At 48.8% G+C, this 14,955-nt stretch carries 11 protein-coding genes; all 11 read left to right on the top strand.

All coding sequences use genetic code 11. The features are described from left to right. Positions 1-156 precede the first annotated feature (156 nt). The 11 genes from ACKTT9_RS07835 to ACKTT9_RS07885 all read left to right on the top strand — a co-directional run bounded on the left by ACKTT9_RS07835 (position 157) and on the right by ACKTT9_RS07885 (position 14,901). A complete protein-coding gene (locus ACKTT9_RS07835; RefSeq protein ID WP_407871098.1) occupies positions 157-1,542 on the top strand; it encodes an alpha-glucosidase/alpha-galactosidase in 1,386 nt (461 codons plus the stop codon). A gap of 13 nt (positions 1,543-1,555) precedes the next feature. Beyond that, the gene (locus tag ACKTT9_RS07840) at positions 1,556-2,935 is read left to right on the top strand and encodes an MATE family efflux transporter (protein WP_407871099.1); all 1,380 of its coding nucleotides are present in this window, start codon (positions 1,556-1,558) and stop codon (positions 2,933-2,935) included. A gap of 25 nt (positions 2,936-2,960) precedes the next feature. Then, positions 2,961-5,174: an alpha-galactosidase gene (locus ACKTT9_RS07845; RefSeq protein ID WP_407871100.1), complete on the top strand. Its 2,214-nt coding sequence runs from the start codon at positions 2,961-2,963 to the stop codon at positions 5,172-5,174. A gap of 2 nt (positions 5,175-5,176) precedes the next feature. Beyond that, positions 5,177-5,551, top strand: a complete 375-nt coding sequence (locus ACKTT9_RS07850; RefSeq protein ID WP_407871101.1) for a cupin domain-containing protein — start codon at positions 5,177-5,179, stop codon at positions 5,549-5,551. After that, entirely contained in the window at positions 5,548-7,329 is a 1,782-nt protein-coding gene (locus ACKTT9_RS07855; RefSeq protein WP_407871102.1) for a glycoside hydrolase family 36 protein, read from the top strand. The genes ACKTT9_RS07850 and ACKTT9_RS07855 overlap by 4 nt, the downstream gene beginning before the upstream one ends. 39 nt (positions 7,330-7,368) lie before the next feature. After that, positions 7,369-8,358, top strand: a complete 990-nt coding sequence (locus ACKTT9_RS07860; RefSeq protein ID WP_407871103.1) for an aldo/keto reductase — start codon at positions 7,369-7,371, stop codon at positions 8,356-8,358. Positions 8,359-8,394: 36 nt separating this feature from the next. Beyond that, the gene (locus ACKTT9_RS07865; protein ID WP_407871104.1) at positions 8,395-9,594 is read left to right on the top strand and encodes a glucuronate isomerase; all 1,200 of its coding nucleotides are present in this window, start codon (positions 8,395-8,397) and stop codon (positions 9,592-9,594) included. Between the two features lie 122 nt (positions 9,595-9,716). Beyond that, positions 9,717-10,673 carry an ABC transporter permease gene (locus ACKTT9_RS07870; RefSeq protein ID WP_407871105.1) on the top strand — a complete coding sequence of 319 codons (957 nt, stop codon included), beginning with the start codon at positions 9,717-9,719 and terminating at the stop codon, positions 10,671-10,673. A 30-nt stretch (positions 10,674-10,703) separates the two neighbouring features. After that, positions 10,704-11,573 (top strand): carbohydrate ABC transporter permease, encoded by an 870-nt coding sequence (locus ACKTT9_RS07875; RefSeq protein ID WP_127457595.1) that lies wholly within the window; start codon positions 10,704-10,706, stop codon positions 11,571-11,573. A 53-nt stretch (positions 11,574-11,626) separates the two neighbouring features. After that, positions 11,627-13,195, top strand: a complete 1,569-nt coding sequence (locus tag ACKTT9_RS07880; protein WP_407871106.1) for an ABC transporter substrate-binding protein — start codon at positions 11,627-11,629, stop codon at positions 13,193-13,195. Between the two features lie 131 nt (positions 13,196-13,326). Then, positions 13,327-14,901: an extracellular solute-binding protein gene (locus ACKTT9_RS07885; protein ID WP_315953420.1), complete on the top strand. Its 1,575-nt coding sequence runs from the start codon at positions 13,327-13,329 to the stop codon at positions 14,899-14,901. Positions 14,902-14,955: the final 54 nt, after the last annotated feature.

A 14,955-nucleotide genomic window follows, 5' to 3' on the forward strand; every position in this document is an offset into this window, starting at 1 on the left:
CAGCACGCTCACCAAGGTGTCTTTTTGTTGTGCACAAAACTGAAAAGTGTAAAAAATCACAACCCCGCTAAATTTTTGCCATCCCTTTAATTCGGATTGTTTTCTATACTTGTAGCGTATGCATGATTGGATGATGGTGAGGAGGAGCAAAGCACAATGAAATTCAATAATGGGAAAGTTAATGAGATACAAATTGCTTATATTGGTGGGGGATCCATGTATTGGGCCAAAAATCTCATTGCGGATCTTGCGCTGGACGAACAATTGTCGGGGACGATTCGGTTGTATGACCTTGACTACGACAAAGCCAAAAATAACGAAAAATTGGGTAACTCGGTTTCTGATTATGCCGAAACGAAGTCCAGATGGACCTATAAGGCTTATCCGACGCTGAAAGAAGCGCTAAGTGGTTGTGATTTTGTGTTCATTTCGATTCTTCCCGGAACGTTCAAGGAGATGGCCTCCGATGTGCATGAACCGGAAAAGTATGGCATTTACCAAGCGGTAGGTGATACGACCGGACCTGGTGGGCTCGTTAGAGCGCTGCGGACGATTCCGATGTACGTGGAAATTGCACAAGCCATCGAGCGCTTTTCGCCGGATGCTTGGGTGTTTAATTATACGAATCCGATGACGCTTTGTACGAGAACGCTATACGAAGTTTTTCCAGGCATTAAGGCGCTCGGTTGCTGTCACGAAATTTTTGGAACGCAGGGATTATTGATTCGCATGCTGCGTGACATGGAAGGGATAGAGGGTGTGCACCGGGATGAAGTGAAAGTGAATGTACTGGGCATTAATCATTTTACTTGGATCGATCAAGTCACTTATCAAAATATCGATCTGCTCCCGATGTATCGGAAGTTTGTAGATAAGTATTACGAGACGGGTTTTGAGCATAACAAAGACGCCTGGATGACGAACACGTACACGGCCGCTAACCGAGTGAAGTTTGATTTGTTCCGTCGTTACGGGATTATTGCGGCGGCAGGCGACCGCCATCTGGCAGAATTTATGCCTCCTTGGTACATGAAGGACCCGGAAACGGTTCGCTACTGGAAGTTTGGCTTGACGACGGTCGAAAGCCGTGTGGAGAAGCACATTGCGACGGAGCTTTTTTACCGCAAACTGCTTAGCGGAGAAGAGAAGCTGCCGCTGAAGGCATCGGGAGAGGAAGAAGTTAGACAGCTCAAAGGATTGATCGGCCTTCAACCCTTTGTTACGAATGTCAACCTGCCGAATGTAGGTCAAATGAAGGGGATTCCGCTCGGAGCGGTTGTGGAGACGAATGCCTATTTCTCAGCGAACAGTCTGCGCCCTGTTTATGCAGGTGAGCTTCCGCCCGCTGTGCATAATCTGGTGCTGCAGCACACGGTGAATCAGGAACTTATTTTGAAGGCTGCTCTACAAAAGGATAAGGCGTTAGCGTTCAATGCTTTTGTGAATGACCCGCTTGTGAACATCGATGTGAACGAGGCGGGGATGTTGTTCGAGCAGATGCTGCAAAATACGAAATCGTATTTGCCGGGATGGAACATCTAATGGCGGCCCGATCATGAAAGCGGCAGAAGCCTACAGCGATTCCGTCACGGTTGATCCGCAGGATCACAAGGCGGTCCGCCGCATGATTTTCAAACTTGCCGGACCTTCTTTGGCGGAGATGCTGCTCATTAACCTGACACAAATGGTGATGATGATTCTGGTGGGCCATTTAGGAGCGGTTGCGGTTGCCGCTGTTGGATTAACAAGCCAGCCTTATATGCTAATGACCGTCCTTTTTGCAGCGCTGAATACAGGCACAACAGTCATTGTTGCCCGTTCCACAGGAGCAGGCAATAGGGAGGATGCGAACCGGGCTGCCGGGCAATCGCTCATGCTCGGCTCTGTGCTCGCCGTTGTGATCATGGCACTTGGCATCTTATTTTCGGAGGAGATGCTCCGAATGATGGGGGCTAGCCCTGAGGTTGTTCATTATGGGCTGAACTATGCCAGGCTGATGTTTCTGTCCATTGGATTTTCCTCCATCTCGTCCGCTTTGTCCGCTATTCTACGCGGGGCTGGAGACACCCGGACGCCAATGAAAATCAATGTGTTGTCGGGGTGTCTGTCCATATCCCTGGGGTTTGTGCTGATTTACGGTCATCTTGGCCTGCCGGAAATGGGGGTTGCTGGAGCAGCTATCGCCACTTTGGCGGTTCAGGCTATGGCGATGATTGCCTTCTTAGTCGTTATGTTCAGCGGGAAATTTGCAGTGAGGATTGGTTGGGCGGAGGTAAGCCGTCTGGATAAAAGCATGATTTCCCGCATGTTGAGAATCGGTATCCCCTCAAGCCTTGAGCAGCTCATTATGCGTCTGGGGATTATGACGTTTGTCAAAATATGCGCAGGACTTGGAACGGTTGCCGTTGCCGCCTCGCAAATTGTGACGAGTATTATCGGCATCTCGTTTATGCCCGGGGCTGCTTTTGCCATAGCGGCCTCCACGTTGGTGGGGCAAACGCTTGGCGTTGGTAAACCCGACCTTGCTGAGCGGTATGTCTGGCAAATTCGGAAATACGGCATGCTCTTAGGCGGTGTCATGGGGGCGGTGTTTATCTTGTTTGCCCCCTACATTTTTAGGCTGTATACAAGTGACGCCACCATTATCCGCGAAGGGGCATGGGCGCTTCGGATCGTTGGTTTTATACAAATTTCCCAAATCTCTCAGTTCATTCTTGGCGGAGCCTTGCGGGGAGCTGGAGATACGCGATTTCCATTGTACTCGACTTTGATTGGCGTTTGGGGCGTGCGGGTCATGCTCAGTTATTTATTTGTTTACATCTTTTCGTGGGGGATGTTCGGCTTATGGAGTGCTGTTGCCTGCGATCAGTTTCTACGGTCAAATCTCATTTATTTCAGGTTTAAACGGATGGTTTGGAAACAGGTAAAGATTTAATGGCACAAGAAAGGAGCTGCAGGATATGGGAATTGTGTACGATCCGAATTCGCAAACCTTCCATCTTCAAGGGAAGTCGACTAGCTACATCATGCAGTTGATTAAATCCAAATATCTTGCCCACGTCCACTTTGGACGCCGGGTTCGCGGAAGCAATCTTGGCGGCCTGCTCGCCATGCGGCGCCGCTGCTCATTTTCACCGTCAACGGATCCGGATGATTTAACGCTGTCGCTCGACACGCTGCCGCAGGAATTTCCGGCATATGGGGGCAGTGATTTTCGTGTACCTGCCTATCAGGTGCAGATGGAAGACGGAACGACCGTCAGTGAGCTTATTTATGAGTCTCATCGGATATATGCGGGTAAACCTCAGCTGGAAGGCTTGCCGGCTACTTATGTGGAAGAGGACGGCGAAGCGGAGAGTCTCGATATCGTTTTGACGGACGCTGCCATTGGGTTGCAAGTCATTCTGACGTATACGGTCTTCCGAGATCATGATGCGGTTGCCAGATCGGTTCGGTATATCAATACAGGAAACCGTTCGATGAAGCTGCTTAGAGCGTTAAGTTTCGGCCTCGACATCTCGCATTCCGAGTTCGATATGCTCCATTTGTCCGGAACCTGGGCGCGCGAACGCCATATCGAAAGACGCCCTCTGGCAACGGGGGGATCTGTGATTGAGAGTCGGAGGGGGAGCAGCAGCCATTCGCTCAACCCGTTTATGGCCTTGCTCTCGAAGCAAGCGGATGAAGATCAAGGAGAAGCCTATGGCTTTAGTCTTGTATATAGTGGAAGTTTTGTTGCGCAAGCAGAGGTAGATCCTTATGGAACAACCCGTGTTGTCATGGGGATTAATGCCTTTGACTTTTCCTGGCTGTTAGAGCCGGGGCAAGCTTTTCAATCGCCTGAGGCAATTCTTGTGTTTTCAGCAGAAGGGCTTGGCGGGATGTCGCGCACTTACCATAAGCTGTACCGCACGCGACTATGCCGAGGGGAGTATCGGGATCGTCACAGACCGATTCTCATCAACAACTGGGAAGCCACCTACTTTAACTTCAATGCGGATAAAATCGAAGAGCTGGCGGTGGTTGGAAAACAGCTCGGTTTAGAGCTGCTAGTTCTTGACGACGGATGGTTCGGCAAAAGGGACAATGACAAAAGCTCGCTCGGAGATTGGTTCGTCGATCTGGGCAAGCTGCCTAAGGGCATGCCAGATTTGGTTAGCCGTGTGAATCGGCAGGAACTGGCGTTCGGGCTATGGTTTGAGCCGGAAATGGTGTCACCGGACAGTGATTTGTATCGCGCACATCCCGATTGGTGTCTGCACGTGCCGGGTCGGCGCAGGACAGAGGCGAGACAGCAGCTGATTCTGGATTATTCACGCCAAGATGTGAGGGATTACATCGTAACAGTCATTACAGATATACTGGCCAGCAGCCCGATCACTTATGTCAAATGGGACATGAACCGCAATATGACGGAAATCGGTTCGGCTCTGCTCCCTCCAGAGAGGCAGCGGGAAACGGCGCACCGCTATATGCTTGGGCTCTACGAGGTGTTGGAGCGAATCACGTCCAGATTTCCGAACGTGTTGTTCGAAAGCTGCTCCGGCGGCGGCGGGCGGTTCGACCCAGGTATGCTTTACTACATGCCGCAGACGTGGACGAGTGATAACACAGATGCGGTGGAGCGGCTAAAAATCCAATATGGCACAAGTATTGTGTATCCAATCAGCGCTATGGGGGCGCATGTTTCTGCGATCCCGAATCATCAAGTCCATCGTATGACACCGCTGGATATGCGGGGGCATGCCGCCATGTCGGGCAATTTCGGCTATGAGCTGGATTTGACCACGTTTACGGAAGAGGAAAAGGAAGCTGTAAAGCGCCAGGTTGCGCTCTACAAGGAGCTGCGCCCGCTGATTCAATTCGGGCAATTTTACCGGTTGAGCAGTCCATTTCAAGGTGTGGATGCGGCTTGGATGTTCGTGTCGGAGGACCAGAAAGAAGCACTTGTCGCTTATTTTCAAGTGCTGGCTGAGCCCAATGCTCCGCTGAAGAAGCTGCGTCTGAAGGGCTTGAAAGCAGGCGCCAATTATCTTTTGTATGATGCGGATGCTCCTGATGAGACCGAAGCCATCTGTTTCGGTGGTGACGATTTCATGCATGTTGGTTTGCATTTACCGATCTGGAAAGGCGATTTCCGAAGCCGCCTTTACCGTTTGAAAATGGAGGGATAACGATGATAAAGCTGCGTTTGAGCGAGCTGCGGGATAGCAAGAGCGGACACATTTTGCAGGATGTTTTGCCAGGGGATTACTTATCTTCAGGCGGTCTTTCCTTTTCCAAACGAGGGGAGCGCAGTCACACCAATGATGGACCGGATGGCAGAGACTATCATATCCATGGGGATTGTGAGGCGTTCATCATTTTGCAGGGGAGCGGAACCATGGAGATTAACGGGGAGCATACGCCGGTTACAACGGGGGACATCGTGATTGTTGAGCCAGGCGAAGATCATCATCTCAATTCGAGTGAAGATGATCCGATTGTGACTGTATGGTGCCATGCAGGCTTGAACCGCCATAAGAATCAACAGCAGGAGGAGTCCGTATGAACCGGCAAATCACGACGGCTGCCCATACCTTTACGTTAAATGGAGCGAGCGATGGGTTCACGGTGTCACTTGCAGCTGAGAAGCTGCAAGAGGGCCTCGATCTAATCACGCTGCGTCTGGATGCGGAAGAAGCGGCAGTTCCCCCTGTTTTAACGATCAATTGGTCCCATCCCGCATGTGATATTCAGGCCAGCTGGCATCCGGCGCAAGACCGCAATAAAAGCTTTAAGGCCGACTGGATGCGCGCATTGCGCTCGAACGCAGCGGCCTCGGCTCCTGTTTATGCGCTGTTTAACAGCCTTGGCCACAATAGGCTTACATTCGCTTATTCGGATGCGCTGAATACCGTTCATTACTCGGGAGGCATTAGTGAGGAAAAAGCGGATTTCCATTGCCGGGTCCAATTATTTGCGGAGACGACAGCTCCCTTTTGTTCGTATGAGGCCAAACTTCTCGTGGATACAAGAGATGTTCCTTACTACGAAAGCTTACAAGGCGTGCAGGAGTGGTGGAGCTCAATGCCGGAGTATCGCCCTGCCTTCGTCCCAGCCGCCGCCAAAGAACCGATGTACTCAACATGGTACAGCATGCACCAGAATGTAACGGACGAACAGATTGAACAGCAGTGCCAGATCGCCAAAAAGCTCGGGATGGAAGCCGTCATCGTTGACGATGGCTGGCAGACGGAGGATAACCGCAGAGGGTATGCCTACTGTGGCGATTGGGAGACATACGTGGGGAAATTTCCCGATATGAAGCGGCATGTGGATGCAGTTCATCACCTAGGTATGAAATTTATTCTATGGTACTCTGTGCCATTTATCGGTAAATACAGTCGTGTGTGGGACCAATTCAAGGATAAAATTTTGCGCTTTAATGAGAATCATGGCGCCGCCGTGCTTGACCCGAGATACCCGGATGTCCGTGAGTATATCATTCATAAATATGAAGAAGCAGTGAAAGAATGGGACTTGGACGGATTCAAGCTGGACTTCATCGATACGTTTTATTCGCCGGAGCTGCAGCTCCCCTCGACTGTTGAAGGGAAGGATTATGAATCGATTCCGGCGGCTGTTGACCGTCTCTTGACGGATTCGATCGGCAGGCTGAGAGAGCTGAAACCCGATATCATGATCGAGTTTCGCCAAATGTATATTGGGCCGGCGATGCGTAAGTACGGCAATATGTTTCGGGCGTCGGATTGCCCGAATGACAGCATTCAGAACCGGGTGCGGACGATTGATATTCGACTGATTTGCGGAAATACGGCGGCTCATGCGGATATGATCATGTGGCATCCCGAGGAGCCGGTGGAAAGCGCCGCACTCCAGCTGATTAACTGCTTGTTCTCCGTCCCTCAAGTTTCTGTTCTTCTGGATAAATTGCCGTCCGACCATTTGGCGATGCTGGGCTATTGGCTTGCTTTTTGGAAAGAGAACCGGGATCTGCTTCTGGATGGCAGCATGGAGCCAATGAATCCGGAGTTGTTATACCCGCTTGTACGTTCTGTTAAAGGTAATAAAGGGATTGTTGTCACTTACCATGACAGCGTTGTGCCCATTCCGGCTGCAAGTTCCGTGTCGAAGTGGGTGGTGGTGAACGGCAGAAGGCAGGATGGACTGTACCTTGAGGTGTCAGAACCGGTTGAGGCAGCTGCTAAGGTGGTCATTACATCGTGTACGGGCGAGATTGTTGAGGAAAGGTTCGCCCAGTTTACGGCAGGTATTCATAAGCTGGCGATTCCGGCTTCCGGCATGGCAACCCTTTATCTTTCGTAATCACTCTATCAAGCTTGTACCTATTAGGAGGTATCTTTCATGAATTATTTGGCAGACGAACAACGATATACCAAAATGGCTTATCATCAAACGGGAAAAAGCGGACTTAAGCTGCCGCCGATCTCGCTCGGCTTATGGCATAACTTTGGCGGCGTAGATACGTTTGAGAGCAGCAGGGCACTCTCGCGCCACGCTTTTGATTTGGGGATTACGCATTTTGATCTTGCAAATAATTACGGTCCGCCGGCAGGTTCTGCGGAAGAAACGTTTGGGCAGATTATGAAAAAGGATCTGCACCCCTACCGCGATGAGTTGATCATCGCCACGAAGGCCGGCTATCGCATGTGGGATGGCCCATATGGAGAACGTGGCTCGCGGAAAAGCATGGTGGCGAGCCTTGATCAGAGCCTGAAACGACTAGACTTGGATTATGTCGATATCTATTATTCGCACCGGTTCGATGCGGAAACGCCGCTTGAGGAAACGATGGGGGCTTTGGATCAAGCGGTACGCCAAGGGAAAGCGCTGTATGTTGGGGTATCCAACTATAATGCAGAGCAGACGGAACGGGCAGCGAGTATTTTGAAAAGCCTGGGAACTCCGTTTGTGATCCACCAAGTACATTATTCCATGTTCGAAAGAAAGCTGGAACAAGGTTTGCAGGATGTGCTGGCCCAAGAGGGCATTGGTTCGATCGCTTACAGCCCGCTGGCTAGAGGGCTGCTCACCGATCGTTATTTGGAGAACATTCCGGCAGACTCGCGTGCGGCAGGTGGCAGTGTGTTTCTGCGGCCTGAAGACATCACCGAAGAGAAAATTGCGAAATCGCGCCGTTTGAACGTGATGGCGCAGGAGCGGGGACAAAGCTTGGCCCAAATGGCCTTGGCGTGGGTTCTTCGCAAGGGGCACGTAACTTCCGCTTTGATCGGAGCAAGTAAAGTGCAGCAGTTGGATGATAATGTGGCGGCTTTGAACCAGCTTCATTTTACAGAAGACGAATTGGCTTTGATTGATCAAATTCTAGCATAGATCCGAATTTCGTAGCAGCAGGAGGAGGAAATAGAAATGAGCATGGGGATACAACTTAGTAAAGAAGCGTTCACGAAACATATTTTACAGCAACCGGTTTTGGATACGCACACCCACCTTGTGGGGGATCGTCTCGCTGCTGGGGATTTTTGGGAAGTAGCTCATTACTTCTGGCTGTTTCGCGAGATGCAGGCAGCAGGTTATCCAGCAGATGCGATGGAGCTGCAGGAGGATTTGCGAATTTCTGCGTTCTTGGATGCCTACCAAGCAACCAGAAATACCTTGATGAACATTGCGTTCACGCATATTCTCAAAGATCTTTATGGCATAACGCTTAGCGATAAAGCTTCCGTGCTGGAAGCCGATAGGGCCATCAAGCAGTCTGCCCAAAGGGCCGATTGGGCGCAAGAGGTAGCCAACCGTATGCAAGCGCGACGTTTCGTCGTGAATATCCCGGAGCACGCCGAGTTTCAAGGCATGGCGCACAATGCCATTCTCATTCCACGGATAGATGGCAAGTTGGGGGCATGGGTCAAGGACATTGAAGCGTCAAGTGACCGTGCTGCTGCATTGGAGGAAACACGTGCGAAGCTGGGCCAACTGTTGGATGCGTACAAAGAGGACGGCGTCAAGGGGATCATGACGACGCTGCCAAGCTATAAGGCCAGCGCCAATCATAAGGTCGTCATCGGGCAAGATAGCACCAAAGACGAGATCCTGATGATGCTTTTGCACGAAATCGGAGCAGCAGCAGAGCAGCGGGGACTGCTCGTACAGCTATTTCTCGGCGTAGAGCGCTCCTGGTGTGGAACAGCTGTACCGGTTAATGATCCGGAGCGTATCTTAAAGCTGTCCGCCTTATTTGAAGCGTACGCCTGTCCATTTGAGCTTGTCGTAGCGTCGGAGCTGAATAACCTGGATATCGTGCAGGCCGCATGGAATTTCCCTAACGTGCACGTCGGCGGGCACTGGTGGTTTAACTTCCGTGCGAGCACCTACCGTGACAGCATGCAGTACAGGCTGGAAGCTCTGCCTGCCATCAAAAGCTCGCTGATCGTGTCCGATGCGCGCTGCATGGAGTGGAGCTACGGCAAAATTATCGTGATTAAGCGACTAGTGGGCGAGTTCCTGTGGAATCAAATCGAAGCGGGCTGGATTGATCAGTCTACAGCGTTACAAATCGCGGAAGATTGGCTGTATCGAAGTGCGGCGAAACGATATGGCGTAGAGTGTTAATTGTTCGCTTAACAATCATAAAAAAACACAAAGCGCTATAAGTTTCGCCATCGCTAGCTGCTACCAACCCTTGTAAGATAAAGAAGTACATTAAATGCTGCAGGCATGAAGGGGAGGAGAACATGGCCAGTAAAATTCAGCCATCCGATCGAACAATTTACAATTTCACATCGCAGAGTCAGAAATGGGCTTTTATGCGAAAACATTGGCCGATTTATGTCATTTCACTACCGGGTATTATTTATTTCTTGCTTTTTAAATATATCCCCTTATTCGGTTCAGTTATTGCTTTTCAAAACTACAACATATTCAAAGGCATTAAGGGGAGTCCATGGGTTGGGTTGGAAAATTTCCAGCGGATGTTCCAATACACCGAATTTCTGCAGATTTTGAAAAATACGATTTTGATCGGGATCTATGATCTGCTCTTCGCCTTTCCGGTTCCCATCCTATTGGCTTTATTGATCAATGAATTACGCATCATGACTTACAAAAGACTCGTTCAAACCGTGGTTTATATGCCACACTTTCTCTCTTGGGTCATCGTAGGCGGGGTTGTTGTCGGCGTACTATCCCCGTCTACTGGCATCGTTAATCATCTTCTCGGCTTATTCGGCGTCGATCCGATCTACTTTTTAGGGGAAAATGAATATATCCGTACGATTCTTATCTCCTCAGGCATTTGGAAAGACAGCGGTTGGGGGACGATCATCTATTTGGCTGCTATTGCTGGGATTAACCCTGATCTCTACGAGGCTGCCCAAATCGATGGTGCCAGCCGGCTTCGGCAAGTGTTTTCCATTACGATTCCGACGATTTTACCGACGATTGTTATTCTATTCTTGCTTCATATCGGAAACTTTCTCGACTTTGGTTTTGAACGCGTCTTTGTCTTCCTCAACCCGCTCAACAACGAAAATGGGGAAATTATCGATACGTTCGTATACCGTGCAGGACTTGTTGACCGTCAGTACAGCTATACAACGGCTATTGGGTTGTTCAAGTCGGTTGTCGGCTTAGCCTTAATTATGTTCAGTAATACATTCAGCAAAAAAGTAACGGGTGAAGGCTTGTATTAATGACACAGATAAGAAAGGAGGTAATTCGCTATGATTATGACAAGAGGCCATAAAATTTTTAACTTTATTAATATTATTCTATTGGGAGCTCTCGGACTAAGTATGGTGCTTCCCCTCATCCATATTATTGCTCAATCCTTAAGCAATAACGTCGCGATTAACGCAGGGCAGGTTTCACTTTGGCCGGTTGGTTTTACACTGGGAAGCTATAAGCTTATTTTGCAAGATCCGACAATCTGGTTAGGATTCCGGAACAGCGTCATTATTACCGTTTTCGGTACATTCATTAATTTGTTTATGACAACGACGCTGGCGTATCCGCTCTCCAGGCCTGAATATTTGTTCCGTAAATCGATTCTGATTATGATACTGTTTACATTGATTTTCAGCGCACCGCTAATTCCAAATTATTTGCTCGTGAAGCAGTTAGGGTTGCTTAATACGCTATGGGCTTTAATGCTCCCGATGGCGATCAGTGCTTTTAATCTATTTGTTATGCGATCTTTCTTTCTAAACCTGCCGGTTGAGCTGCTGGATTCAGGCCGAATGGACGGATGCGGGGAGTTCCGGATTTTGTGGAACATTGTACTGCCGCTTTCCAAGCCCGCTATGGCGACCATGGGGATCATGTATGCCGTTGGACACTGGAATCGTTATGCCGAAGCCGTCTTTTACATCGATCACCGAAATTGGATTCCGCTGCAGGTTCGCTTAAGGGAGATTGTATTCACGGATCAGTTCGGCCAATCGGATGTATCGTCTGAATTAATGCTTTTCCTTTCACCAGAAGGGATCAAAATGGCTGTTATTGTTGTTGCGACGATACCCATTCTTCTGGTCTACCCGTTCCTGCAAAAGCACTTTATTCAAGGGATGATGGTAGGCTCCGTCAAGTCATAACCTTATAACCTTATGGAAACACATCTAATTTCGATTAGAAAGAGGGGATTCCATTGAAAAAAGTAGCAGTTGTGGCGTTAGCCGCAGCACTGTCTGCTGGAACTATGGTCGGATGCTCCACAGGAACAACAGAGCCGCAGCAAACCGCTGCGGCTACGGCGGCACCGGAGGCGAAAAAGCAGCCAACGAAATTTTCCATTTCGTATCCGACAACTTCCAATACCGGCTACCACACCCGTGTCGATATTAACAATGACAAATGGGTGAAAAAGTTAGAAGAACTGACGAACACCGACCTCACGCTGAAAATAACGGAAGTAAGCAAAATGGGCCTCATGTTCGCCAGCAATGACGTGCCCGATGTCGTGGGAAGCTTGGGAACAGCGACAGACAAAGCGATGTCTGGTTCCGTAGAGGCGGGTATGTTCATGCCTCTGGATGACTTATTGAAGCAGAATGCTCCCAATTTGATGAAAATGGTGCCGAAGGAAGCTTGGGAAGCTGTATCCTATAATGGCAAAATATACGGCATTCCCAATTGGTTGAACAATCCTTCCAGGCGCGCCACCTTTATTCGTACCGATTTGTTGGAGAAAGCGGGTTTGCCGGCACCGAAAACGGTTGATGAGTTCCTGAATGTCCTTCGCAAATTTAAAGAGATGGGTGTTAAGTACCCGTATGGGGGGCGTGAAACATTAAAATATGCCGACACGATTCTCGGTGCTTACGATGTGCTTCCGTACAAAGAACAGTTCGAATTGGTCAATGGTCAGGTAGTGCCGAAATTTTTCGATACGGACAACATGACAAAAGCTTTATCCGTCTATAAAACCATGTACGATGAAGGGTTGATGGCTAAGGAATTCGCGACGACGTCATCGACGGATTGGTTGAAAAATATTCGAGCCGGCGAAGTAGGCATGTGGTCTTCCAACTTGGTCAGTTTAAATGACTTCCGGACGAATATTCCGAACGCCGTGAAGGGCGCGAAAGTCGATGTAATCTCATCGCCCAAGGGTCCGGATGGCAAAAGCGGCTATCTGATGTATTTACCGGTTACAAGTGCGCACTATATTAACAAAAATGTGAAGCCTGAGACGGCAGCGGAGATCGTGAAATATTTTGATTGGATGTCGTCAGACGAAGCTTATAAGTTCTTCACGTTCGGAATTGAAGGCGACACATATACGGTGGTCGATGGTAAAATCAAGTATAAAGAGCCAACCAACAAAGAAGAACAGGAAGAGCAGGACCATAGAGGCACCTTGCACTCCGCCCATGAAAGTACGGTGAACCGTCTGAAAATGGAAACAGATCCGAACGGTCCATATATTCTGGATGCTTTCGATAACATTCTTGCTCATGAAGGGTTATCTGGTATTGGCTTTGCTCCGGATTTGGAGGCGAATAGCAAATACCCCGATGCTGCTTCGCCGGGTTCAGATGCAGCTCCGAAAATCATTATGGATCATATGATCAAAATGATATACGGCAAAGAGCCGATTTCTGACTGGCCGAAGGTGATTGAAGAATACAAGACCAAAGGCGGCAATGAAATCATCAAGGAAGCAACCGATCGTTATCAAAATAAAAAGGGCGTTCTTTTTCTTGGAAAGAATTGAAGATGACGGCGTAGCAATCGTATAAAATGACATAGCTCCTTAAATTTATACATTCAGAAAATTTTAAGCAGTCGTTATGATAACACTGAGCAGTGGAACCGCTTGCAAAAAAGCTGGAAAGAAGGGGTTATATGAAAAAAACGATAAGTCTCACTCTCGCTGTCATCATGGCAGCATCCGCACTCACCGCTTGTTCAACAGATAGCAAAGTAGCGGAAAAAGCGTCGTCGCAGCCATCTACAGATGCAAAGAAAGCACCGGCGAAATTCTCTATCCTTTTCCCGACGACCGTAAGCACTGGCTATCATACCCGCGTGCCGGATTTGAACAAGGACAAATGGGTATTGAAGCTGGAGCAGTTAACCAACACGGATCTTGACGTGAAGGTGATGGAAGATGCCAAATTCGGCGTCATGTTCGCAAGTAACGACATCCCGGATGTCGTTGGCAGTATTGGCGGTCCAGGCAGTAAGTCCATGTCCGGTTCCGTGGAAAACGGTGTGTTCATGCCGTTGGACGATCTGCTGAAACAGTACGCTCCGAACTTGATGAAATTGATTCCCAAAGCAGCGTGGGATAGTGTCTCGTATGAAGGCAAAATTTATGGAGTGCCTGAATTTTTGAGCAATCCATCCCGTCGTTCGACCTACATTCGTACGGATCTGCTGGAGAAGGCAGGGCTTCAAGCGCCGAAAACCGTTGATGAGTTCCTGAATGTGCTGCGGGCGTTCAAGAAGCTGGGCGTCGAGAATCCGTATCAGATGAGGGAGAACTTCAAGTATGCGGACGTTATTCTGGGCGCGTACGACGTGCTTCCTTACAAGGATCAATTTGAATTGGTGAATGGTCAGGTTGTTCCGAAATTTTTCGATGTAGAGAATGTTCAAAAAGCACTTACGACTTACAAAACGATGTACGATGAAGGCTTGATTCCAAAGGAATTCGCTACGATTTCCTCCACGGATTTCTCTAAAAATATTGAGTCAGGCAAAGCCGGTATCTGGTCACAGAACGCTTCAGGCTTGCCGGGATACCGGACGAAAATTCAACAAGCTGTTCCAGGGTCCAAGGTCGAGATCGTTGCTTCGCCCAAAGGGCCGGAAGGGAAAGGCGGCTACTTCTATTATGCGCCGGTCATTCGAACCTTCTTTATTAACAAAAACGTGAAGCAAGAAACGGCAGTAAACATTATTAAATTCTTCGATTGGATGGTTACGCCGGAAGCCGAAACCTTCTTCACTTTTGGTATTGAGGGAGATACTTACACCAAGGACAGCAGCGGCAACATTAATTACAAGTTCCCTACGACCAAGGAAGAGACGGATGAAGAAGGCTTCCGCAGCGGAACGATGTGGGCGGTGCATGATTCCACTTACAACAAACCAAGATTGCTGCTGAACGAGGATGGCAAAGCGACATTGAAAGCATTTGATGAGGTGTTAACGAAGGAAGGGCTGCCAGGCATTGGCTTCTATCCGGATTTGAGCACATTCTCTAAATTCCCGGATCTTGCGGCACCGCAACCCGATGTAGGTCCCAAAATTATCGTTGATCATATGATTAAAATGATTTACGGCAAAGAACCGATCAGCGATTGGCCTAAAGTCATTGAAGAGTACAAGTCCAAAGGCGGTAACGAGATTATTAAAGAAGCGACCGATCGTTGGAACAAAAAACAAGGCGCAATTATGATTGATATTAAATAAAGGCGGAAAAATATCCATTGGCAGAGTTGTTTGCTGGTGGATATTTTTTTATTT

It is taken from the genome of Paenibacillus sp. P36, from assembly GCF_045866505.1.
GTDB classification, from domain to species: Bacteria; Bacillota; Bacilli; order Paenibacillales; family NBRC-103111; genus Paenibacillus_E; species Paenibacillus_E chondroitinus.

Excerpts from the sequence above, each read along its gene's own strand:
- ACKTT9_RS07855 (WP_407871102.1), top strand. The coding sequence starts at position 5,548 with ATGAACCGGCAAATCACGACGGCTGCCCATACCTTTACGTTAAATGGA.
- ACKTT9_RS07845 (WP_407871100.1), top strand. The coding sequence starts at position 2,961 with ATGGGAATTGTGTACGATCCGAATTCGCAAACCTTCCATCTTCAAGGG.
- ACKTT9_RS07840 (WP_407871099.1), top strand. The coding sequence starts at position 1,556 with ATGAAAGCGGCAGAAGCCTACAGCGATTCCGTCACGGTTGATCCGCAG.
- ACKTT9_RS07865 (WP_407871104.1), top strand. The coding sequence starts at position 8,395 with ATGAGCATGGGGATACAACTTAGTAAAGAAGCGTTCACGAAACATATT.
- ACKTT9_RS07860 (WP_407871103.1), top strand. The coding sequence starts at position 7,369 with ATGAATTATTTGGCAGACGAACAACGATATACCAAAATGGCTTATCAT.
- ACKTT9_RS07875 (WP_127457595.1), top strand. The coding sequence starts at position 10,704 with ATGATTATGACAAGAGGCCATAAAATTTTTAACTTTATTAATATTATT.
- ACKTT9_RS07850 (WP_407871101.1), top strand. The coding sequence starts at position 5,177 with ATGATAAAGCTGCGTTTGAGCGAGCTGCGGGATAGCAAGAGCGGACAC.
- ACKTT9_RS07870 (WP_407871105.1), top strand. The coding sequence starts at position 9,717 with ATGGCCAGTAAAATTCAGCCATCCGATCGAACAATTTACAATTTCACA.
- ACKTT9_RS07885 (WP_315953420.1), top strand. The coding sequence starts at position 13,327 with ATGAAAAAAACGATAAGTCTCACTCTCGCTGTCATCATGGCAGCATCC.
- ACKTT9_RS07835 (WP_407871098.1), top strand. The coding sequence starts at position 157 with ATGAAATTCAATAATGGGAAAGTTAATGAGATACAAATTGCTTATATT.